Origin of the sequence: Janthinobacterium kochi (assembly GCF_051380715.1) — a bacterium.
Taxonomy (GTDB): Bacteria; Pseudomonadota; Gammaproteobacteria; order Burkholderiales; family Burkholderiaceae_D; genus Janthinobacterium.
In genome coordinates this window covers 109269-130154 of sequence record NZ_JBNYXO010000002.1, presented here as the reverse complement: position 1 = coordinate 130154, position 20886 = coordinate 109269, and the positions used below count along the sequence as shown (strand labels likewise).

The following is a 20886-nucleotide window of genomic DNA, read 5'->3' as shown; positions in this document are numbered from 1 at the left end:
AGGGGGGGGCTTTACCATATTTTGCTCGGGAAAGCGGGGCTTTTACTCACTTTTCATCAGGCTGTCGCGCAACTGGTTCAGTTGTTGTTTCATGTCCACAACTTGTTCCACGCTGCAGTGGCTGGCCGTCAGGATGGCTTCGGGCAGCAGGGCCGCTTCGTGACGCAGCTGGTCGCCTTGCTGCGTGAGGGAAATGATGACCTGGCGCTCGTCGCTGGCGGCACGCGCACGCGTCAACAGGCCCGCTTGCTCCATGCGCTTGAGCAGGGGCGTCAGGGTGGCCGAGTCGAGGAACAGGCGCTCGCCCACTTCCGATACCGTCAAGCCATCGCGTTCCCACAGCACCATCATCACCAGGTATTGCGAATACGTCAGGCCGAGTTTACGCAGGAGCTTGCGGTACAGCTTGTTCATGGCAAGCGAGGTCGAGTACAGCGCAAAGCACAGCTGGCTGTCCAGGCGCGGCACCTGGTGCAAGGGGTTGGGGGCGGTAGTGGTATCCATGGGCACAGTATATATAGTGCGCTATTTAATTGCAACGCGTGGCGCCTACCCGGCGTACCGCGCGCGCAGCAAATTGAGCATGGCGACGTTCTGTTCCCATGCATCCGTCACGGGTTGCTGTGTCCAGGGCAGGGTTTGCGTGTACGGCGCGGGGCCGAATTCCGGCGTGAACGTCATGCGCTCGGCGCCGGCCGCGCGGCGCAGGGCGACGATGGCATCCCACCACGCCAGGTGGGCATCGAGCGCAGGCTTGGCTTCCGGCGCGCGGAAGTCGGCCACCTGCGGCCCCTGTGCATGGCCGACGCGCGCGTGCACGTGGCGCACCAGCGGCAGCACCTGCGCCAGGGTTTGTGGCTGGTCTTCCAGCAAGGATTCGCAGGCGCAGCACCAGTGCGACAGGTCGGCCGTTAATGGTAGTTCAGGATACTGCGCCAAGTAGGGCAGCAGCAGCATCGGATGGCCGGAAAAGCGGCTGCGGTGGATCTCATGCACGATGGGCACGCCGTGCCTGGCCGAGATGGCGGCGGCCAGGTCGAGCAGCTCTGCGTTCTGCGCCGGCGTATAGTAATCCTTGCCCGTGTGCGTGTTGACCAGCACGGGCCGCGCCAGGCAGGCGTTTTCCAGCAGTTCGGCCAGGGCCGCGCGGTGCAGGGCGAAATCGCGGTGGAATACGGTTTCCCATTGCGCGGCGATCAGTTGCAGGCCCGCCTTGGCGATACGGGCCGTCCATTCCTCGCGCAGGGCCGCGTCCAGCGGCAGCGACATCTCGATGCCGTCGAAGCCGGCCGCCGCTACCCTGTCGATGAAGACCTCGGGCGCCAGCTCGTTATTGCCCCAGTGGGCGGCGTAGACTTCGATGCGCATCAGACGAAGCCCCGCACGGGGAACGCCGCGTCGCGCTGGATCCAGTTGTGGGCTGCGTATTCGGTCTGGCCGTCCGTCGCATGCAGGGTGTAGGCGTGGCGCGAGACGGGCGAGCGGTTTGGCGCGCTGTAATGGGGCAGCAAGCCGTGGAAGCAGACGAGGGCACCGGCCTTGACTTCCAGTGGCACGGCCGTGCTGTCGTCGGGCCAGGGCATGGCATCGAGTTTTTCCACGCGCACGGCGTCGCCGTTGCGGATGAAGCGCTCGCGCAAGGGGCCGCGGTGGCCGCCCGGTTCCGCCCACAGGCAGCCATTGTCCAGGGTCGCGTCTTCCAGCGCGAACCAGAAGGTGGTCACGCTGATCGGCGTGGTCTCGAAATACGTGGCGTCCTGGTGCCAGCGCACTTCGCCGCCGATGCCGGGCTGCTTGAAAATGTACATCGATTGCCATACCTGCGCGTCTGCCAGGCCCAGGTCGCGCGCCACTTCGGCCAGTTTCGGGTCGGCCGAAAAGGCGCGGAAGACGGGGTCCAGGTCATGCATGGCATGGCCGATCTTGTTGATCGACAGCGATTTCGCCTGCTTTAACTGGCCGTCCGCGCCGAACGCTTCTTCCTCGAAGAAGCAGCGGATGGTGTTGTCGGAGGCGAGAAAGTAATCGTTGGTGTTCTTCGCCTGGTCGCGCGTGGTGAAGATGGACTGGCTGACGCTGGGATCGAATTCGTTGACAATCTGCTCGGCGCGCGCGCGCAAGGCGGCGATGTCGTCCGCGCCCTTGAAATCGGGCAGGATGAGGTAGCCGTCGCGTTGGTATTGTTCTTGTTGCAGGATTGTCAGCATGGCGGCGGCTCCGGAGGTCAATGGAAAGCGCCATTGTAGGATGGACGGGGACGGCAAACAATCGCCCGGCGGTTGACAGATTGTCGCCAAAGCGCAGACAATCTTTGATATGGATCAACTAAAAGCGATGGAAATTTTTGTCGAAGTGGCGCGCCAGCGCAGCTTTACGGTGGCCGGGCAGCGCCTGGGCTTGACGCGGGCCATGGTCAGCAAGACCATCATGCAGCTGGAAGAGCGCCTGCATGCGCGCCTGTTGCACCGCTCCACGCGCGAAGTGAGCCTGACGGATGCGGGCCGCGCCTACCTGGCGCCGTGCATGGCCACCGTCAGCCAGGCGCAGGAAGCGGCGCGCATGGTGGCGCACGTGGCGCAGGCGGGAGCGGGGGCGGCGCTCGCCGGGCCGCTGCGCATCCAGGCGCCATCGAGTTTCGGCAGCGCCTGGCTGGCCGACGCTGTCGCCCGTTTCAGCCTGCTGCACCCGCAGGTGCAGGCCGAGCTGTTTGTCGACGATGCGCTGCTCGACCCGATACGCCACGGCTTCGATTTGACGATACGCGTGGGCGGCATCCCGGACAGCAGCGCGCTGGCCATGCGCCCGCTGGCGCCATGCCGCGCCGTGCTGTGCGCCAGTCCCGCCTATCTGGCGCAATGGGGCGTGCCGCAGACGCCGCAAGACTTGCTGCAGCATCAGTGCCTGCATTTCAGCCACCTGACCGATGGCACGAATTGGCATTTCCAGCGCGGGGAGGGCGACAGGCAAGAAAAGGTGAGCGTGCGCGTGCAGGCGGGTTTTACGGCGAACAATGGCCTGGTGCTGCACCAGGCGGCGCAGCGGGGGCTGGGCATCGTCTACAGCACTACCTTCCTCGCCTGGCGCAATCTGCTCGATGGCAGCCTGCTGCCCGTGCTGTCTGGCTGGGACCTGCCGTTGAATCACTTGAGCGCCCTGTATCCGGCCAGTCGCCAGCCGTCGCCCAAGGTGCGCGTGCTGATCGATTTCCTGGTGGCCGAATACCAGCCCGTGCCGCCGTGGGACCGCGAGCTGGAAGCGGCGGGATTCTTCAGCTGACGGTCAGTTGAAGGCGACGGGTTCCAGCGTCCACGCGCCATCGGCATACACGCGCTCGTCGTCCAGGTAGACGGCTTCGGTGACGGCGAAGATATCGACGTGGTAGCGCGCATCCTTGCGCTTAAACTGGGGTTTGGTATACACGCCATGCTTGGCACCCAGCGACAAATGGATGCCGCACATGCGTTCGTAGGTGCCGATGTCGTTGACCAGCTGTTCGCGCGAAAAGGCGCGGTTCATGCCGAAGCCCAGTTCGCGCACCCACACGTCGCCCTCATGCGCGCGGATGATCTCCAGCATGGCGGTAAATTCCGGCGTGGCGTGCTCGGTGCCTGTCACGCGCCCCTTTTCGATGATCAGGGTGATCGGCGTGTCGGGGCGGTTGACCATGAAGTGCGTGTCGCCAAAGACGAAGATGCGCACGCGGCCATTCACGGCTTCCAGATCCTGCGCTTCCGTAAACACTTCGCCCAGCGGGAACTGGCCGCCGATATTGCGCATGCCACTGTAGTCGCCGATATTGAGCTTGGCCGATTCGAACGGGGAAGCAAAGACCAGTTGCTCGCCGCCGCTGTCGACCATGCCGTGGCGGGCGCCGTCGATGCGCGTTTTCAATGCATGGCCCACTCCCCGGTAGTAGGCGGGGTCGTAGGCCAGCGAAGCGATGTAGTGCAGTCCCTGCACGCCGGGCATGCGCGACAAATGCACGTGTTCAATCACTTTCAGGCCCCGCTTGAACAGCTCGATGCGGATGCGGAACGCTTCCAGGCGGAAGCTGGTCGACTGGATCAGCACGACGAGACTGCCGGCGGGCAGTTCGGCAAACGCGGCCAGCACGGCGTCGGGCGTGACGTCGTCGAAATCAATGAAGCTCGCGTCCGGCAATGCCTGGCGATAGGCTTCCGTCAACACGACGTTGAGCCAGCTGCGCTTGTCGCAGACGATCAGGGCCGGTTCGTCCGGGCGGTGACAGATGGCCATGGCCAGCAGGTCGGCCACGTTTTGCGCGGCCACTTCGGTGGCGGCGGCGCTGATGGCATCGAGCCGGCTGGTGTCATTCTCGGGAAGCGTCATGGTACGGATTTCGTCTGGCGTATGGTAAACCAGGCATTATAAGGCGATTGCCTGGCGTGTCGTCGATACCGCGCCGTTTCAGGCTTGCATCTGTGGCAAGGATGCTCAAGCCCCACCGGGGAAGGCCGATTATCTTGTGTAGTGCCGTATGGCAATGTATTATTTGTAAAACAGGCCAGATACACGAGCGGCATGCGGCGCGAACGCATGGCGGTTTGTGCAATGTGATGCAGGACGACACCCATCCTGATGCGGATGGTGCAATGAATAGACTTCGACGAGTGTGATGCGATGAGTGTGATTGGACAAGATATTCCGATGGAACGGCCCGATGCGGATGGCCGCGCGGCCCTGCTTGTGCCCATCGCAAGCGTCAAGGAAGATGTGCTGTTGACGATACGCAGGGGCGCGGCCATCGTCGGCTTTGCCAACCACGACCGTACCGTCACCGTTTATTTTGAAAGCAACCGTTTCGACGATCCCGCGCTGGCGAAGTGGGAACACAAGGCGCGCAAGGCCTATGATCGCCTGATCGATAATGCCCCTACCGTATCGAAGCTGACCACCAGTCCCGCCAATTTCGAGCAAATCGGCTATATCAATGGCAAGGGCATCACCATCCGCCATATGGATAGCCTGAAACGCTGGCTGACGTATTCGGAGGCGATGGAGACTTGCCCGGCAACGGATATCATTCCGCGCACGGTCATCGCCAAGCCCGAAAGCGTCAAGGTGTAGGAGCGGTTGATAAAACGCCCATGGCGTTGTTGCCTGCCCCTCGCCGTACTGAAGTACTGTCTTCGGGGCGGCGCCTAGCCCTGAGCATTTTCTCAGCCGCTCCTGCTGTGCATACGGGAGCCAACGATGTTGTCGGATTAGCGCGGTTTTGCCGCGCTAATCCGACCTACGCCTGACCTCGCTCACGATCCCCATCACACCACGACGATATTCGCTTGCGCCTTGAGCGGGCACGGCAGGCTGTCGTCGAAGGTGATTTCGATGGCGCTGGCGACGAACATGCCGCCGATGTGCTGGGCGGCGATTTCCGGCGGCGTGCCGGGCTTGGTCAGGTTGACGTCTTGCGCGAAGACGAAGACTCTCCACGTACCGTAGACCTTTTGATCATATTGCAGCAGGGTGCGGTAAGCCCGTTTCAAGTCCAGGCTGCCTGCATACACGCCGTCGTTGGCGCCCGGGTCGAAGCCCAGGCCGTCGTCGGTCAGCGATGCCACGAAATACAGGCCTTGCGGCGCCTGGAACAGCACGAAGGCATACAGCTCCGTGCCGCGGAAGACATTGCCATTGTCGCGCTTGAAGCTGGCGCGTATCCACAGCGGTTCATAGGCTTGCACGACGGCGGGCGTATCCGTTTCCACGGGCCCCGCCACATGGATGTTGACTTGCGTTTCGGTGACGGCATGCTGGTAGGTGGCGCCCGTGGTGTAGCGCTCGTACTGCCAGCTGATGTCGGCCGTGTAGGGCAAGCCCGCGTTCGGCGCTTCGGGCAGCACCCATTGCGCCACGACGCGCTCGGCCAGGGTCAGTTCGCCGGCGGCCGGTGGTGTTGCTTCCTGGCCACGCCAGAAGGGGTCCGCGATATCGGAGCAGGCGACGGCGATGGCGCCCGAGGCGATGGCCGAGGCCACGCCCGCCACCGTGAATTCGGGCTGGCCCGAGCCGGCCCCTTCCAGCGAACAGCAATCGACGCTGGGATCGGTCTCCTCGAACGTGCCGCCCACGCTGAAGCTGGCCTTGCCGGAGCCGAGCGCGGCAGAAATGATGGCCACCAGCGCGGCGATGATGGCGATGATGATGGCGAGTATCTTCCACCACGGGTCGGAAAACGGCAGCTCCCCATGCGTGCCCGCATAGGCGGGATTCGGCGTCCAGACGAGCGTCATGCCGGTCGGCACGATGGGGCCCAGGCCGGGCGGGCAGCGGCACGTATTTTCCCCACCTGTATTGTCGCCGCCCGTGCTGCCCCAGCGCTTGCCGGGCAGGTGGCCCTGTGGCTTGGACAGTTCCAGGGTGCCTTCCTCGACCGTGCAGGTATAGGTATTGGTGCTGCTGTCAAAGCGCGTTTGCGAGACGAAGATTTGCTGGATCGAGCGGCGCGGCGCGTAGCCGTCGGCCTTGGCGACAAAGCTGACCAGGCGCTTGCCGGGCGCCGCATGCTCGAAGTCGGCGTCCCACATCACCAGCATGGCCGCGCCGGCGGGAATGCTGGCAAAGAAAAAGGTCCGCGCCACGGGCGCGATGCCGGGGTCGCCCACGCTTTCCAGATACACCGTGACATGCGTCAGGGCGCTGCTGGACATGTTGGTGACATGGGCGGCGATGCGCAAGCCATAGATGGCATTGTCAAAGATGCCATCGGGCAGCATGATATTGGTGACGGGCTCGATCGCGAACGGCCGCGTCAGCACCTGCATGGGGGTGTCGCTCATGATGCTTGCTCCTCGGGGCTGTGCTGCGCCTGCTCTTGCGCTTGCTCTTTCTCCGGAGTGATGACGAGATACGTGATGCCGCCCATCACCTTGCCTTCCTGGGTCTCGAGTACGCGCAGCAGCGCATACTGGCGTGGCGGCAAGGCTTCGGCGCGCAGGCTCAGGTACATGGCCTGCGCCTGGCCGCGCGGCACTTCCAGCGCCAGCGTTTGCTCGCCGGGCGTATCGCCATTGCAGTGGGGCGTGCGCGCCAGTCCCGCTTCCAGGCGTGCGTCCCTGGCCGGCTGCCATTTTTCCAGGCCCAGGGTGGCCAGCAGGCGCGCCGGCAGTTCGCCGCCCTGTTCAATGTGCAATTCCACTTTCCTCGCTGCGCGGGGCAGGGCCGCGACCGTGATGGCCAGCAATTGCGCGCGCCGCGCCGCCAGCACCACGGTGACATTGCGCTGGGCGATCTGCTCGTGCAAGGTGGGCTGGAAAGGAAAGCCGTTGGGCAGCGGGTCGGGCAGCGGGTTGGTGTCGCCCGCGCCGTGGGCCACGGCCAGCAGGCATTCGTGGCCGCCATTGACGATGACGGGTACCCAGGGCACGAGGCATAGCACTTCCTGCGTGGCACCGGGCGGCAAGTCGGCAAACGCTGAGCCGACCTGCGTGGCGGCGCCGACGGCGATCTGGCCGGACGGGTCGGCCCAGTAAAAGTCCACGCGCACGCCATTTGAGGCACTGTTGCCCGTGTTGTGCACGCGGCCCCACAGGTAATTGCTGATGCCGGCAATGGGCGCGCCCGGCGGGCCATTCGGATCATTGCCCGGCACGACCCAGATATCGGCGCTATCCCACCACCAGGGCTGGCCGTCTTCGATGATCAGGTGGGCTGGCATGGCGTTCTCCTTGTCCTTGGCCTGTGCCTGTAGCTTAGGACGCGGCGGTGCTGGCCTCTTGATCGGCATCAAGTCTACGGATGACTGCGCAGATGCCCCGTTGCAGTACTCGCGTAAGGTAATATTGCGGCAGAACGCAGTGGAATGACTCCAGGAAAAGGTTGGAATGTGCTTGAAACAGTGAATGATGTTTGCATCAACGCCGCTTGCGGCCGAAGCTTGCTGCTGCGCGTGGCGCATTGCCCGTTTTGCGGCGCACGCCAGGTGGCTGCAGCGCCTGTATTAGAGACAGTGTCAGCGCCGCCCCCGGTGCCGCGCATGCCACCGCCGGTGCCCGTCGCCCCGCCCATTCCCGTTCCCGTTCCCGTGCCGCAGTCCGCTCCGAAGCCCGTCCCGCCGCCGGCTTCCGCGCCAGCCAAGGCGCCGCCCGCGAAACCGGCCGCCAGGGGTTCGGTGCCACCACCGCGCCCGCCCGTGCGCTTGCGCACCTGGATCGCGGCGGCCGTGGTACTGACCGGTATCTGGTTCTTCAACAAGCCCGCCGACAAGCCGGCCAGCGTGGCGGAACAGGTCGAGGCCGCCACTGCGCTGGCGGCGCAGTGCGACCTGGACGGGGCGCGCAGCGCGCTGGCCGTGCTGAAAAGCGCCAAGGCGCCCGCCGCGCACCTCAAGCGCTTGCAGGCGAGCATCACCAAGTCTGCCGCTACTTGCGAGCGGCAACAGCAGCGGGCACAGGCGTGGACGGCGCTGCAAGACAGCGTCAAGCAGGCGCTCGATGCGGGCAAGCCGGATCTGGCCGCCACGCGCCTGGCCATCTACGTGAAACGCTGGGGCGACGATCCCGACAGCCTGGAACTCGACGCCAAGGTGAAAGTGGCGCAAGCGAGCGCCCAGCTCGACGCGGCCGACGCTTGCCTGGCCAGGTCGGACCGCGTCTGCCTGGAAAGCAGCCTGATCGCCGCCGAGCGCTACAGGCGGCCGGAACTGGCGGCGCGCACGCAGACGCTGCGCACGGCGTTGTCGCAACTGCTCGAGCGTTCGCTGCTGGACGCGGTGCCAGCGCCGGCTGCGGGCCAGTAGGGCAAGGCCATGCCTGTGCATCGGAAAGACGCCGTGAAAGATATCAAGATACCATTGCTTACAACTACGCCACAAAAGCCTGTTTTTATGTGCGTTAGCGCACGCTAGAAATTTTTAGGCAGGTGTATATTGCGAACTGATCTGTGTCTTTTGATAATAATGAAAGGGAATATCATGAAAGTAAGCAAAAATTGGATGACCGTGTGCGCCGCCGGGATGATGGTTGTGGCACTTGCTGCCTGCCAGAAGAAGGATGATGTCGCCGCCGGTCCTGCTGAACAAGCTGGCCAGAAGATCGATGCGGCCGCTGCCAAGGCTGAAGCCGACATCAAGGAAGCTGCTAACAAAGCTGACGCTGCCGTGAGTCAGGCCGCTGCCGATACGGGCGCCAAGATGGACCAGGTCGCCGCTGATGCCGACAAGAAAATGAACGAAGCGGCCGATGCCGTCGGCAAGAAAGTGGAAAAAGCCGGCGAAAAGATGCAGGAATCCGCGCACAAGTAATCACTGCAATAACTGCGCCAGGGCCGGCCGCTGCCGGCCCGGCTCCCACAGCTGCCGTCAGGTGATGGCAGCTGCGACGCCATCGCTGGCGCCGGCTTGCCTGCCATGCGCCGCTGTCGCCGTACCTGCACCATCCATCCCGTCCGCTCCCCCCAGCACCACGCTCAAATCGACAAAGCCGTCGCGCCACGCGCGTTCCAGGTCCTGCTCCACCGCTTCCAGCGTGGTTCTTTCCACCTGATGAAAACCGCGCAAGCCATATGCCCGGTTGCGCCCGTGCGCCTTGGCCAGGTACAGCGCCATGTCGATCAGGTTGACGCTGCGTTCCCACGTGAGCGGCCGTCCCAGCGGCGCCAGCGGATAGGGCGCAAAGCCGACGGACACGTGCACCTCGATGGCCTGCCCCTGGTAGTGGATGCTTTGCGCCGCCATGCCGTTGAGGATGCGCCGCGCGATATCGTCGAGTCCGTCGCGTGCGACGGCAGGCAGGAAGGCGAGGAATTCCTCGCCGCCCCAGCGCACGATCATGTCCGTTTCGCGCAACACGTCGTGCAGCGTTTCGGCGATCGTCGTCAGCACCAGGTCACCCGCCGCATGGCCGTAACGGTCGTTGATGTGCTTGAAATGGTCGACATCGAGCAGGAACAGCGCACCCACGACATCGGCGCCGCCGTAGGCCGATAGCGGCTTGCTCGCATGGCTGCGCATGAATTCCTGGAAGTGGCGGCGGTTATACAGGGCCGTCAGCGGGTCGCGCGAGCTCTGGCGCTTGAGTTCCTGGTTCTTGACTTTCAGCTGCACGTTTGCGTGGCGCACCTTGCGGTACAGCAAGCCGACGATGACGGACGCCATGGCCAGTACCAGCGCCAGCAACCACCACACGCGCTGCTGCAGGCGGCGGTTGTCGATTTCCGTGCTCTTCAGCTGATTCTCGCGGCTCAGCAGCTCGATCTGGCGCTGTTTCTTCTCCGCTTCATATTTTTCCTGCAGTTCATACACGGCCTTTTGCCGCTGCTTCTCGAACAGCTGGTTGGAAATGCTCCGCTCGCGGTGGTACGCCGTCACGGCGCCGCGCATGTCACCTGCTTTTTCCAGCGCCATGCCGTATTCCAGCAGCACGGCCTGCATTTCCGGCTGGTCGGCCGTGCGTTCGTAGTAGGTCAGACCCGTGGCCACGCTTTGCTTGCCTTCCTGCAAGCGTCCCTGGCCGATCAGCGCCTGGCCGATGTTCAGGCGCGCCGTCGCCTCCACCTGTTCATTGTTGACCAGGCGCGCCGCCGTGATGGCTTCATTCGCATAGCGCAGGGCACGCGCATAGTCGGCTTCCTTCAGGTAGCTGTCCGACAGATTGACGAGCGTAACGGCGACCATGCTGCGGGCGCCCAGCTGGCGTTCCAGCGCCAGGGCCGCCAGCAGGGCGCGCTGGCCCCGCTGCGGCTGTTGCGCGTCGAGCGCCAGCCCGTATTCCGTATTCTTCGCCTGCGCCATGCGGCCCGGCGATGCCAGCTTGCCTGATACGTCCAGCAATTCGTCGAGCACTTCGAAGCCCTTGTCGTATTCGCGCATTTGCGTGTACAGCACGGTGAGCGCATTCAGGGCGGCGGCAAGGCTGGAGGGGGAATTGCTCTGGCGCGCCAGGTCCACGGCCGCCTGCAGCTTGGCCAGCGCGAACGGAAAATTGCCTTCCTCGGCCCACGACTGTCCCGCGCTGATGGTGGCCTGCACCCGCACGGGCAGGTCGTCCGTGCGGTTGGCGATCTTTTCCGCTTCGAAGGCCAGCAGGTGCGAGGCGCGGCGTTCGTTCAGGGCGAACGTGATGTAGGCCTTGCTGAGCATGCCTTTCGCCAGCGCCACGTCGCTCTTGTGCAGGCGGGCATCAGCGATCAGCTCCTCGGCCAGCTGCATGGCGATCTCGTTTTGCCCCAGGCGCATGCGGACGGTGCTCAGCTGGGTGAGGAATTCCGCGCGCACTGGCAGGGGCGCGCTGCGCGCCTGCGTTTCCACTTCTTGCAGGCGCTCGAGGGCGCGCGCGGGCAAGAAGCGGCCATCCTCGCGCACGGCGAAGAGGTGCCGCTCCAGGTCATCCTGGGCGCAGGCGAGCGAGGGCAGCAGGCAGGCCAAAGCCAGCAGCCAGTGTGCCCCCCGCCGTGATGCCAGTTTCTCTTTACCTGCCAACGTGCTGCCCTCGCAATGACCGACTTGATCTGCAAAGATTATATTCTGTTGCAATCAAGAAATATCATGGCGCGCGCAGATTTTTGTGAAAGTGCACACTCATGTGTCGGAAAAGGCCATTTCAGCGCAGGGCAAGGGCCGGCCGGTCCGGCGGCGCATCCTTCAGACGGAAGATGGCGACAGCCTTGATCAAGGCCTGGGCCTGTTCTTGCAGGCTCTCGGCGGCGGCCGCCGCCTGCTCGACCAGGGCGGCGTTCTGTTGCGTGATGTCGTCCATCTGCGTGACGGCCTGGTTGACTTCGCTGATGCCGGCGCTTTGCTCGTGGCTGGCGCTGGTGATCTCGCCCATGATGGCAGCGACCTTCTTGATCGAATCGACCACCAGCGTCATGGTGCTGCCCGCTTCGTCGACCAGCTTGCTGCCGGCGTCGACGCGCTCCACCGATGCGCCGATCAGGGTCTTGATTTCCTTGGCTGCCGCCGCGCTGCGGTGGGCCAGGCCGCGCACCTCGCTGGCGACGACGGCGAAACCGCGACCCTGTTCGCCCGCCCTGGCCGCCTCGACGGCCGCGTTCAAGGCCAGGATGTTGGTCTGGAAGGCGATGCCGTCGATGACGCCGATGATGTCGGCGATCTTGCTCGAACTTTCCTTGATGGCACCCATCGTGTTGACCACCTGGGCGACGACGGCGCCGCCCTGCACGGCGACGGCCGAGGCAGTGGCGGCCAGCTGGTTTGCCTCGCCGGCGTTGCTGGCGTTTTGCCGCACGGTCGCCGTCAGCGTTTCCATCGAACTGGCCGTTTCTTCGAGGGAACTGGCTTGCGCTTCAGTACGCGCCGACAGGTCGGCATTGCCCAGCGCGATTTCGTGCGTGGCTACCGACATTTCGCCCGTGCTGGTACGGATGTCGCCTATCAGTCCCGTCAGGTTGGCGTTGATGGTGTTCATCGCGTGTAGCAGCACGCCGATTTCGTCGGCCCGTTCGATGACGGCGTCGATGCTCAGGTCGCCGCCGGCGATCAATTGCGCCGTGGTGATCGCCTGATCCAGGCTGCGCTTGATGTGGCTGTACACGAGGAACAGGCACAGCAGCGAAACCATGACGGACACCAGCAGCACGCCGACGGTGACGGAGTAGGCCGCCGTGGTGCCGCCCGTCGCGGTCTGCACGGCCGCGCTGGTGCGCTGATCGAGCAGCGTGAGAAATTCATTCACCGGCTGCATGATCTTGCCCTTGTTGCGGTGGTATTCGGCATCGTGCATGATCCTGCGGGCCATTTCCAGGTCGGGCGGCCCCGTCTTGGTAAACTTGCCGCTGCCATCGTCGAACAAACCCTTGACGGCATTCATGGCGATCACCTCAGTCTTGACCAGTCCGTCCGAATTGGCCTGGGCCTCCTGCAGTTTGGCGAATTCCTGTTCGCTGAAGCCGGCTTTGCGCATCAGTTCCGTCAACGACACGGCCGGGCCTGTCGCCGCCGGCACGGGCATGCCCGCCGCCACGAAGTCCCAGTAGATGCGCTCGTAATGGGCGGGGCGCGGCTTCTTGCCGTTGCGGATGTCGAGGATGTCGAGGTATTGCTGTTCGTACCTGGCGTCGCCCGAGACGACGTAAGTGCGGGCCAGCCGGGTCAGGTCGTCCGAGCTTTGGCGCAATTCATCGGCCAGCAAGTAGGATTGGAAGCGCGTTTCAGTGACCTGGTTTGCTTCGGCCTGTTTGGTGGCGACGCGGAACAGGGCCAGCAGGCTGATGATGGAGAGCGCCAGGCTGAGCAGGAAGATGGCGGCAAAGATATTCTTGATCGACAGTTTGCTGCGCATGGCGTTTCCCCTGGAGGTGTGGTTGGGGCCGTCGGCCTTGCCCTCCAGATGAATATACCCCGTCCGGTCGACATTTTTGATGCCGTACGGAAAAAAAGCGGCGGCGCGCAACGGCGCCGCCTGGCTTACACCGCCAATTGCTGCAAGAGGTAGAGGCGCTGGTACAAACCGCCCTCGATCTGCATCAGTTCCTCGTGCGGTCCCGCCTCCGTGATGCGCCCATGGTTGAGCACGATGATCCGCTCGGCGTCGCGGATGGTCGACAAGCGGTGGGCGATGGCGATGATGGTGACCTTGCCGCGCAATTCGTTGAGGGCCAGTTGCACGATCTGCTCCGTCTGGCTATCGATGCGCGAGGTCGCTTCGTCGAGCAGCAAAATGCGCGGCTGGCCGGCCAGCGCACGGGCAATCGCGATCAGCTGCTTTTGTCCCGATGACAGGCGCGAGCCGCCTTCGCCCAGCGGCGTGTCGTAGCCGTGTTCCAGCGCGGCGATGAAGTCGTGCGCATGCGCGGCGCGCGCGGCCGTCTCGATCTGCGCCTGCGTGTAGCCGCGGCCCATGTCGATGTTTTCGCGCGCCGAGGCGGCCAGCAGGAAAGGATCTTGCGGCACCAGGCCCACGTCGGCGCGGAAATGCTCGTTGGCTATGCTGTCGAGGGCGACGCCGTTGATGGCGATGCTGCCTTGCGTGACGGGGTAAAAGCGCAGCAGCAGCGAGAGCAAAGTCGACTTGCCGCTGCCCGTGTGGCCGACGATGCCAAAGAAGGAACCCTGGGGAATGGTCAGCGACAGGTCGTGCAGCACGGGCTGGTTTTCCACGTAGGCGAACGTCAGGTTCTTGATGTCCACGGCGGGCACGTCGATGTCCGCAGGCGCTTGCCGCAGGGCCGGTGTTTCCCTTCCCTGTGCATGTTCCAGCGCCTGCGCTTCGTCCAGCAGGGCCGAGACGCGCGCCGTCGCCACCACCGACTGCTGCAACTGGCTGAACTGCATGGTGATCTGGATCAGCGGTTCGATCACGCGCGCGATGTAGCTGATGAACGCATACAGCACGCCCACTTCCACGGCGCCCATCTCGCGCCGGCCGAAGCTGAAGATGACGACGGCCAGCAGCACGATGTTGAGCATGTCGAGCGCGGGGCGCAGCAGCCAGGCATTGGCGCGCAATTCCTGCATGCGCGCCGTGTAGTGGTCCTGGTTGATGCCCGTGAAGCGCGTACCGAAGCGCTGTTCCGCGTTATTCGCCTGCAGCACGCTCATGCCGCCGATCGATTCGGCGATTTGCCCATTGATTTCGCTGCGCAGGGCGCGCGCGCGCGTGACGGCCGGCGCGCTCCAGCGCTGGTACAGGAAGACGATGAGCAGCACGGCCGGCAGCAGGGCCAGCACGATCAGCATCAAGCGCCAGTCGAGGAAGGCCATGGCGGCCATGGTGCCGACCAGGACAATGGAGCTGTCGAGGATGACGAACAGCACCTGCACATACAGCGATTTCACCGCTTCCGTGTCATTGGTGACGCGGCTGACCAATTGTCCCGTGATGGCGCGGTCGAAAAAGGCCATGGGCAGGCGCAGCACGTGCTGATACACGGTTTCGCGCAGGCGCTGCACCGAGCGCATGGCCAGGCCGGACAGGCGCACCAGTTGCAGGTAGCGCAGGCCGGATGCGACCCAGCCCGTCAGCAGGCAGCCGCCCAGCAGCAGCGACATGCGCGTCCAGTCCAGGTGGCGCGGCAGCAGATGCTGGTCGATCAGGGCCTTGCCTAAAATGGGGCCCGTCACTTCCAGGGCGGCGGCGAGGACTAGCCAGAACGTGGCCCAGTTCAGGTGGCCCATGTCGGGCGCGGCGGCCCGGCGCAGCAGGCCGATGGCTTGCATGGCCTGGTGGCGGACGGGTTGTTTGGTCGAATCAGATGGCATCGAGGCTGGCCTCCAGTTGTTGATAGCGCCACTGGCTGGCGTACCAGCCGTCGCGCTGCATCAGCGCGTCGTGGCTGCCCGTTTCCGTCACATGGCCATCGCGTAGCACCAGGATCAGGTCCGCGTTGACGACGGCGCTCAGGCGGTGGCTGGCGATGATGGCGCTGCGCTCGGGGCGCTTGCGGCGCAGGTCTTCCAGGTGCTGCAGGATGCGCGTTTCCGTGCCCGTGTCGACGGCGGATAAAGCATCGTCGAGCAGCAGCAAGCCGTTGTCGGCCAGCAGGGCGCGGGCAATCGCCACGCGCTGGCGCTGGCCGCCGGACAGGGTGATGCCCTTTTCTCCCACATGGGTGGCATAGCCGTCGGGGAACTGCAAAATATCGGCATGGATGTCGGCCAGCTGCGCCGCCCGTTCCACTTCCTCGCGCGTGGCGCCGGGGCGGGCCAGGGCGATATTGTCGGCAATGGTGGCGGAGAACAGGAACGATTCCTGCGGCACCCAGCTGATGGCCGCGCGCAGCGCATGCAAGGTATACGCATCGAGCGGCTGGCCATTCCAGGTGGCCGTGCCCGATTGCGGCGTGACCTGGCGCAGCAGCACGCGCAGCAGGGTCGACTTGCCGCTGCCCGTGGGGCCGACCAGGCCCAGGGTCTGGCCCGGTTGCAAGCGCAGCGAGATGTGCGACAAGGCGGGTGCCGTCTGGCCTGCGTAGGCAAAGCCGATATCCGTCAGTTGCAGAGGGCCGGGCGTGAGCGTGGCGATGCTGCCATGGTCGTCGATGACCAGCGGCGCGTCCAGCATCGGCTGCAGCCGCTGCCAGGCGGCGCGGCCCCGTTCGATCAGCGAGAGTACCCAGCCGGCGGCGAACATGGGCCAGATCAGCTGGCCCAGGTACATGGAAAAGCTCGTCAGCGCGCCGATGGTCAATTCATCGTGCCACACGAGGTAGCCGCCCAGGCCCAGGGTCAGCGCCGTGGCGGCCGTCAGGGTCAGGCCGACGGCCGGTTCATACGCCGCTTCCCAGCGTTGCGCCGTCAGGCTGGCGTTGGCTGCATGGCCGGCCAGGGTGGAAAACTGCTGGCTGCTGCGCTCTTCCAGGCCCAGTGCGCGCAAGGTGCGCACGCCCGACAGCGATTCCTGCACATGGTCATTCAGCGCGGAAAAGCGATTCAATGAATCCGTCGACGCCGTGTGGATATGGCTGGAAATGCGCCAGAAGGCCAGTCCCATCAGGGGGAAGGGCAAGAGGGCGATGCAGGCCAGGCGCCAGTCCACGCCCAGCAGCATGATGCCCAGCACCATCAGCAAGGTCAAGGTGCCGTCGAAACCGGCCAGCATGGCTTCGCCGGCGGCCATTTCGATGGCGTCGATGTCGTTCGTCGCCAGCGCCATCAGGTCGCCCGTGCGCTGGTTCTGGTAAAACGCCGCGCCCTGCTGCGACATGCGCGTATAGAAGCGCGTGCGCAGCATCACCCCGAGCTGGTAGGCGGCCTTGAACAGAGTGATGCGCCAGCCCACGCGCAGGAAGTAGATGACGACGCCGACGGCGAGCAGGGTCAGCAGCTCAAGCCACAGTTCGGCAGCCGTCATGCGGTGCGCGGCCAGCGCGTCGATGATGGCGCCCACGCGGCGCGGGATCCAGACGGTCAGTGTTGCCACGCCTGTCAGCATGACGGCGGCAGCGGCATACGCCGGCCAATGCTGACGCACGAAGCCGGCGATGAGCCTCGATAAACTCATGGTTACCTTTTGTTTTCAGTAATGGGGTGTCGCGGGGCGGAAGGACGGGCACGCGGACGGAAAGTACGCGTAGGATACAACAAGGCGGAAAACTGCGCTGTGGACAGGCACGCAAAAAACGGGCCGTAGCCCGTTGTGTTGCTGCGTCAGTGCCTTGCGCGAGGATTACTTGCGGCCGCTGCCTTTGCCGCCGCCCAGCATGTCGAGCTGTTTCGATGGCGTGCCCTTGGGGGCTGTCTTGGCTGCCGGCTTGGCGGCTGGCGCAGGGGTGTGCTTCACTGCAACCTTGGCCACGGTCTTGCCGACGGCGCTGGCCGGTTTGGCGACTGGTTTGCTGGAAGGAAATGGCTTGGCGGGGGCTGGCGCAGCGGCTTTCGCTGGTGCGGGGGCGGGGGCCGGTGCGGGCTTGGCCGCTTCAGGCTTGGCCACTGGCTTGGCTTCGACTGCTTTCACGGCAACTTTGTCGGCAACCTTGGCAGGCGCTGCCGCTGGCTTGGCTGCTGGCGCAGCAACAGTGGCGGGCGCGGATGCGGCCTTGGCGGCAGGCTTGGCCACTTCGACCGGCTTGGCTGGCGCAGGCTTGGCGGCGGGCGCAGGTGCTGCTGCCACTGGCGACGGTGCCGGTGCGGCGGCCGGCTTGGACGCAGGCGCCGCAGTAGCAGGTACAGCGGCCAGCGCCGGCTTGGCCGCTGCCGTGGCGGGGACGGCAGCAGGTGCGGCGGCATCGAGGCGGGCCTTGGCCGAGGCCAGCAATTCAGCCTGGGTGCTCGAGGCGATGCCGAACAACTGGCGGCTGTATGCCAGCAGGCTTTCGATATTCGGCTGCGCCTGGTTGGTGCTGTAACTGAAGAAGTCGCGCGGGTCCTGCGTTGCCAGCAGGTGCTGTGCCGTTTCTGCCGTGTGCGACAGGGCGGCCTTGCCTGCGTTCAGGTTCAGGGCGATGATTTTCTCGGCGCTTTCGAAGACTTTACTGGTCAGGGTGCTGAAGATTTGCAGCTGGCTTTCCAGTTGCGACTTGGCGGCGCTGGAAATTTGTTCTGGAATCGGAAACATATTTACTCCTTTGTACGGATTAAAATGCTGGCAAAACGCTCTGCAAAATCCCGAAAACCAGAGTTGGCCGCGTTTTGTAAAGTGGGTAGCGTGCTGAGTAACTGATCAGAGCCTGATTATGATGCAACGCAATATGAATATTCTAGCGGTGATTCGAGTTAGTTGAAAGTTATTTTATTCAGTCCATGCGGCGCTTGCTTGCCCTATTTATGCGCCTGGCAGCATTTGCGAGAAGTTTGCGCATGCGCAAGGTGTTGCCAGCGAATCTATGGCCAGGCTTTTGCCAGTGGCTGCATTCGTGCACTGCAGCATCCTATGGATATGTATAAAATAGCAATCAACTGGACGCACCAGGCACCGTAGTCAACCGAAGGAGTGTCCGCATGGACCTTGTCATCCGCAATGCCAGCCTGCCCGACGGGCGCCGCGCCATCGATATCGCCATCGAGGGCGGCCGCATCGCCGCCGTCGGCCCCGCCTTGCCCGTGCAGGGCGCGCTGGAAATCGACGCCGCAGGCGACCTCGTCACGCCGCCGTTTGTCGATGCGCACTTCCACATGGACGCCACGCTCAGCTATGGCTTGCCGCGCGTGAACGCGTCCGGCACTTTGCTGGAAGGCATCGCCTTGTGGGGAGAACTGAAGCCGCAGCTGACGCAGGACGCGCTGGTGCAACGCGCCCTGCAGTATTGCGACTGGGCCGTGGCGCGGGGACTGCTGGCCATCCGCTCGCACGTGGATATCTGCGACCCGCGCCTGCTGGCCGTGGAAGCGCTGCTCGACGTGAAACGCCAGGTGGCGCCGTATCTCGATTTGCAGCTGGTGGCCTTCCCGCAGGACGGCATCCTGCGCAGTCCCGGCGCCTTCGACAATTTAAAGCGCGCCATTGCCATGGGCGTCGACGTGGTGGGAGGCATCCCGCATTTCGAGCGCACCATGGCCGACGGTGCCGAATCGGTGCGCCTGCTGTGCGAATTCGCCTGCGAGCGTGGCCTGATGGTCGACATGCATTGCGACGAGTCCGATGACCCGCTGTCGCGCCACATTGAAACCCTGGCCTTTCACAGTCAGCGCCTTGGCATGCAGGGCAGGGTGACGGGCTCGCACCTGACGTCCATGCATTCGATGGACAATTACTATGTGAGCAAACTGCTGCCCCTGATCCGCGAAGCGGGCGTGGCGGCGATTGCCAACCCCCTCATCAATATCACGCTGCAGGCGCGGCACGATACGTATCCGAAGCGGCGCGGCATGACGCGCGTGCCCGAGATGCTGGCCGCCGGCATTCCCGTCGCCTTTGGCCACGACTGCGTGATGGACCCATGGTACAGCCTTGGTTCGGGCGACATGCTGGAAGTGGCGCACATGGGCTTGCACGTGGCGCAGATGACGGGCCAGCAAGCGATGCACGAGTGCTTCCTGGCCGTCACCGAGACGCCGGCGCGCATCCTGGGCCTGGACGGCTATGGCATCGCGCCCGGCTGCCATGCGGACTTGCTGATCCTCGATTGCGGCTCCACGGTGGAAGCGCTACGCCTGCGCGCGGCGCGGCGCCTGGTGCTGCGGCGCGGGAAAGTCGTCAGCGAGTCGCCGCGCGCCGGAGCCCGATTGCAATTGCCGGGCCGGCCCGAAACGGTCAATTTCCGCCTGGGGCGCTGATACAATCAGCCATCACTTGTTATCGGGAGCACCGCCTTGAAAGAAATTGACATCCGCCCGGCCCAGGAAGCCGACTTCGACGCCATGTGGCCGATTTTCCAGACCCTGGTGGCCGGCGGCGACACCTATACCTTCCCCGCCGATACCTCGCGCGCAGACTGCCACGCCTACTGGTTCGGTCCCGGCGTGCAAAGCTACGTCGCCGTGATGGGCAGCGAGCGCCTGCTGGGCATGTACAAGCTGGTGGCGAACCAGCCGGGCCATGGATCGCACGTGGCCAATGCCTCGTTCATGGTCGATCCGGCTGCGCAGGGCGTGGGCGTGGGCCGCATGATGGGCGTGCACTGCATGGAAGAAGCGCGCCGCGCCGGCTACCTGGCGATGCAGTTCAACTTCGTCGTCAGCACCAACCTGGCTGCCGTCACCCTGTGGAAAAAGCTGGGCTTTTCCATCGTCGGCACCCTGCCGCTGGCGTACCGCCACGCGCACCTGGGCTATGTCGACGCCTACGTGATGTACCAGCTGCTGACCGATCCGATGCAGTGGCCCGCATGAGCGCTGTCATGACAGAGTCGATTACCGTCATCGAAACGCCTCGCTTGCGCCTGCGCACCGCCACCCTGGACGATGCGCCGTTCTACCTGGCGCTGGTGAATGAGCCGTCATGGATCGCCAACATCGGTGACCGCAACATCCATACCGTGGAAGCGGCGCGCGCGGCGCTGGAAGCCGGTCCGATGGCGCAGCAGCGCGAACATGGCTATTCCTTTTACATTATCGAGCGCCGCAGCGACGGCGCCGGCATGGGCATGGGCGGCATGATACGTCGCGACAGCCTGCCCGGCCCCGACATCGGCTACGCCATGCTGCCCGCCTACTGGGGCCAGGGCTATGCCTACGAGGCCGCCGCCGCCGTGGTGCAGCATGCGCAGCATGTGCTGCGCCTGCCCACCCTGTACGGCATCACCTCGCCGCAGAATCAGGCGTCGATCAATTTGCTCAATAAACTCGGCTTGCGCTTCGAGCGCTTCTCGCGGCTGCCACCGGCGGGCAAGGAGACGAATATTTATCGCAAGGATTTCTGTTGCGACCTTGGGAGCGTGTCTGCGCCTTAGTGCCGGCAATGTCCTCTTGAAACATCGCCGCCTCAGTTTTTCCGATGACAGGCCTCAAAAAAGACAATTTGCCCGCCCTGGGCTGCGATCATAAGATACACGCTTGTAAATAATTCTCATTTGCAAGTATTGCTGCGCAAGCGG

At 64.2% G+C, this 20886-nt stretch carries 18 protein-coding genes; 7 read left to right on the top strand and 11 right to left on the bottom strand.

Annotated features, from left to right (window positions below; all coding sequences use genetic code 11):
- Positions 1 to 42: 42 nt before the first annotated feature.
- The 3 genes from ACQ4WL_RS04965 to ACQ4WL_RS04955 are packed head-to-tail and all read right to left on the bottom strand — an operon-like array spanning position 43 to position 2207.
- Positions 43 to 504, bottom strand: a complete 462-nt coding sequence (locus ACQ4WL_RS04965; RefSeq protein WP_426089365.1) for a MarR family winged helix-turn-helix transcriptional regulator — start codon at positions 502 to 504, stop codon at positions 43 to 45.
- A 45-nt stretch (positions 505 to 549) separates the two neighbouring features.
- A complete protein-coding gene (locus tag ACQ4WL_RS04960) occupies positions 550 to 1368 on the bottom strand; it encodes a sugar phosphate isomerase/epimerase family protein (RefSeq protein WP_436508479.1) in 819 nt (272 codons plus the stop codon).
- A complete protein-coding gene (locus ACQ4WL_RS04955) occupies positions 1368 to 2207 on the bottom strand; it encodes a phytanoyl-CoA dioxygenase family protein (RefSeq protein WP_436508478.1) in 840 nt (279 codons plus the stop codon). The genes ACQ4WL_RS04960 and ACQ4WL_RS04955 overlap by 1 nt, the downstream gene beginning before the upstream one ends.
- Before the next feature lie 109 nt (positions 2208 to 2316).
- Between ACQ4WL_RS04955 and ACQ4WL_RS04950 the strand changes: the two genes are divergently transcribed.
- Positions 2317 to 3276 (top strand): LysR family transcriptional regulator, encoded by a 960-nt coding sequence (locus ACQ4WL_RS04950; RefSeq protein WP_436508477.1) that lies wholly within the window; start codon positions 2317 to 2319, stop codon positions 3274 to 3276.
- Positions 3277 to 3279: 3 nt separating this feature from the next.
- On the opposite strand, the gene ACQ4WL_RS04945 is transcribed toward ACQ4WL_RS04950, so the two are convergent.
- Positions 3280 to 4350 carry a M29 family metallopeptidase gene (locus ACQ4WL_RS04945; RefSeq protein ID WP_436508476.1) on the bottom strand — a complete coding sequence of 357 codons (1071 nt, stop codon included), beginning with the start codon at positions 4348 to 4350 and terminating at the stop codon, positions 3280 to 3282.
- A 291-nt stretch (positions 4351 to 4641) separates the two neighbouring features.
- On the opposite strand from ACQ4WL_RS04945, the gene ACQ4WL_RS04940 reads away from it, so the two are divergent.
- Positions 4642 to 5088 carry a hypothetical protein gene (locus tag ACQ4WL_RS04940; RefSeq protein WP_436508475.1) on the top strand — a complete coding sequence of 149 codons (447 nt, stop codon included), beginning with the start codon at positions 4642 to 4644 and terminating at the stop codon, positions 5086 to 5088.
- A 194-nt stretch (positions 5089 to 5282) separates the two neighbouring features.
- On the opposite strand, the gene ACQ4WL_RS04935 is transcribed toward ACQ4WL_RS04940, so the two are convergent.
- Both ACQ4WL_RS04935 and ACQ4WL_RS04930 read right to left on the bottom strand, forming a co-directional pair.
- The gene (locus ACQ4WL_RS04935; protein ID WP_436508474.1) at positions 5283 to 6797 is read right to left on the bottom strand and encodes a hypothetical protein; all 1515 of its coding nucleotides are present in this window, start codon (positions 6795 to 6797) and stop codon (positions 5283 to 5285) included.
- Positions 6794 to 7675 (bottom strand): hypothetical protein, encoded by an 882-nt coding sequence (locus tag ACQ4WL_RS04930; protein WP_436508473.1) that lies wholly within the window; start codon positions 7673 to 7675, stop codon positions 6794 to 6796. The genes ACQ4WL_RS04935 and ACQ4WL_RS04930 overlap by 4 nt, the downstream gene beginning before the upstream one ends.
- A 318-nt stretch (positions 7676 to 7993) precedes the next feature.
- Here ACQ4WL_RS04930 and ACQ4WL_RS04925 point away from each other — a divergent pair, with 318 nt between their 5' ends.
- Positions 7994 to 8755, top strand: a complete 762-nt coding sequence (locus tag ACQ4WL_RS04925; protein WP_436508472.1) for a hypothetical protein — start codon at positions 7994 to 7996, stop codon at positions 8753 to 8755.
- Between the two features lie 159 nt (positions 8756 to 8914).
- Positions 8915 to 9259: an apolipophorin gene (locus tag ACQ4WL_RS04920; protein ID WP_436508470.1), complete on the top strand. Its 345-nt coding sequence runs from the start codon at positions 8915 to 8917 to the stop codon at positions 9257 to 9259.
- Between the two features lie 57 nt (positions 9260 to 9316).
- Here the strand turns inward: ACQ4WL_RS04920 and ACQ4WL_RS04915 are convergent, their stop codons facing one another.
- The 5 genes from ACQ4WL_RS04915 to ACQ4WL_RS04895 form a co-directional block, all read right to left on the bottom strand.
- Entirely contained in the window at positions 9317 to 11164 is a 1848-nt protein-coding gene (locus ACQ4WL_RS04915; RefSeq protein WP_436509089.1) for a sensor domain-containing diguanylate cyclase, read from the bottom strand.
- Between the two features lie 391 nt (positions 11165 to 11555).
- Positions 11556 to 13256, bottom strand: coding sequence for a methyl-accepting chemotaxis protein (locus ACQ4WL_RS04910; RefSeq protein ID WP_436508468.1), 1701 nt, complete (start codon positions 13254 to 13256; stop codon positions 11556 to 11558).
- 125 nt (positions 13257 to 13381) lie between these two features.
- Complete coding sequence (locus ACQ4WL_RS04905; protein WP_436508466.1) at positions 13382 to 15175, bottom strand: ABC transporter ATP-binding protein; 1794 nt, start codon at positions 15173 to 15175, stop codon at positions 13382 to 13384.
- Positions 15165 to 16916, bottom strand: a complete 1752-nt coding sequence (locus ACQ4WL_RS04900; RefSeq protein ID WP_436508464.1) for an ATP-binding cassette domain-containing protein — start codon at positions 16914 to 16916, stop codon at positions 15165 to 15167. Before ACQ4WL_RS04900 ends, ACQ4WL_RS04905 begins: the two co-directional genes overlap by 11 nt.
- Positions 16917 to 17081: 165 nt before the next feature.
- A complete protein-coding gene (locus ACQ4WL_RS04895) occupies positions 17082 to 17969 on the bottom strand; it encodes a phasin family protein (protein ID WP_436508463.1) in 888 nt (295 codons plus the stop codon).
- A gap of 383 nt (positions 17970 to 18352) precedes the next feature.
- On the opposite strand from ACQ4WL_RS04895, the gene ACQ4WL_RS04890 reads away from it, so the two are divergent.
- Genes ACQ4WL_RS04890 through ACQ4WL_RS04880 form a run of 3 tightly spaced genes read left to right on the top strand, consistent with a single transcriptional unit; the run spans position 18353 to position 20742 of the window.
- Complete coding sequence (locus ACQ4WL_RS04890) at positions 18353 to 19627, top strand: amidohydrolase family protein (protein ID WP_436508461.1); 1275 nt, start codon at positions 18353 to 18355, stop codon at positions 19625 to 19627.
- Positions 19628 to 19663: 36 nt separating this feature from the next.
- Positions 19664 to 20182, top strand: a complete 519-nt coding sequence (locus ACQ4WL_RS04885; RefSeq protein ID WP_436508460.1) for a GNAT family N-acetyltransferase — start codon at positions 19664 to 19666, stop codon at positions 20180 to 20182.
- Positions 20183 to 20190: 8 nt separating this feature from the next.
- Positions 20191 to 20742 carry a GNAT family N-acetyltransferase gene (locus tag ACQ4WL_RS04880; protein WP_436508459.1) on the top strand — a complete coding sequence of 184 codons (552 nt, stop codon included), beginning with the start codon at positions 20191 to 20193 and terminating at the stop codon, positions 20740 to 20742.
- Positions 20743 to 20886 lie beyond the last annotated feature (144 nt).

What these genes read in the sequence shown, in the direction of transcription:
- ACQ4WL_RS04925 (WP_436508472.1), top strand. Translation starts at nt 7,994, where the DNA reads ATGCCACCGCCGGTGCCCGTCGCCCCGCCCATTCCCGTTCCCGTTCCC.
- ACQ4WL_RS04950 (WP_436508477.1), top strand. Translation starts at nt 2,317, where the DNA reads ATGGATCAACTAAAAGCGATGGAAATTTTTGTCGAAGTGGCGCGCCAG.
- ACQ4WL_RS04905 (WP_436508466.1), bottom strand. Translation starts at nt 15,175, where the DNA reads ATGCCATCTGATTCGACCAAACAACCCGTCCGCCACCAGGCCATGCAA.
- ACQ4WL_RS04895 (WP_436508463.1), bottom strand. Translation starts at nt 17,969, where the DNA reads ATGTTTCCGATTCCAGAACAAATTTCCAGCGCCGCCAAGTCGCAACTG.
- ACQ4WL_RS04940 (WP_436508475.1), top strand. Translation starts at nt 4,642, where the DNA reads ATGAGTGTGATTGGACAAGATATTCCGATGGAACGGCCCGATGCGGAT.
- ACQ4WL_RS04945 (WP_436508476.1), bottom strand. Translation starts at nt 4,350, where the DNA reads ATGACGCTTCCCGAGAATGACACCAGCCGGCTCGATGCCATCAGCGCC.
- ACQ4WL_RS04930 (WP_436508473.1), bottom strand. Translation starts at nt 7,675, where the DNA reads ATGCCAGCCCACCTGATCATCGAAGACGGCCAGCCCTGGTGGTGGGAT.
- ACQ4WL_RS04910 (WP_436508468.1), bottom strand. Translation starts at nt 13,256, where the DNA reads ATGCGCAGCAAACTGTCGATCAAGAATATCTTTGCCGCCATCTTCCTG.
- ACQ4WL_RS04920 (WP_436508470.1), top strand. Translation starts at nt 8,915, where the DNA reads ATGAAAGGGAATATCATGAAAGTAAGCAAAAATTGGATGACCGTGTGC.
- ACQ4WL_RS04955 (WP_436508478.1), bottom strand. Translation starts at nt 2,207, where the DNA reads ATGCTGACAATCCTGCAACAAGAACAATACCAACGCGACGGCTACCTC.
- ACQ4WL_RS04880 (WP_436508459.1), top strand. Translation starts at nt 20,191, where the DNA reads ATGACAGAGTCGATTACCGTCATCGAAACGCCTCGCTTGCGCCTGCGC.
- ACQ4WL_RS04890 (WP_436508461.1), top strand. Translation starts at nt 18,353, where the DNA reads ATGGACCTTGTCATCCGCAATGCCAGCCTGCCCGACGGGCGCCGCGCC.
- ACQ4WL_RS04965 (WP_426089365.1), bottom strand. Translation starts at nt 504, where the DNA reads ATGGATACCACTACCGCCCCCAACCCCTTGCACCAGGTGCCGCGCCTG.
- ACQ4WL_RS04935 (WP_436508474.1), bottom strand. Translation starts at nt 6,797, where the DNA reads ATGAGCGACACCCCCATGCAGGTGCTGACGCGGCCGTTCGCGATCGAG.
- ACQ4WL_RS04960 (WP_436508479.1), bottom strand. Translation starts at nt 1,368, where the DNA reads ATGCGCATCGAAGTCTACGCCGCCCACTGGGGCAATAACGAGCTGGCG.
- ACQ4WL_RS04915 (WP_436509089.1), bottom strand. Translation starts at nt 11,164, where the DNA reads ATGCAGCTGGCCGAGGAGCTGATCGCTGATGCCCGCCTGCACAAGAGC.
- ACQ4WL_RS04900 (WP_436508464.1), bottom strand. Translation starts at nt 16,916, where the DNA reads ATGAGTTTATCGAGGCTCATCGCCGGCTTCGTGCGTCAGCATTGGCCG.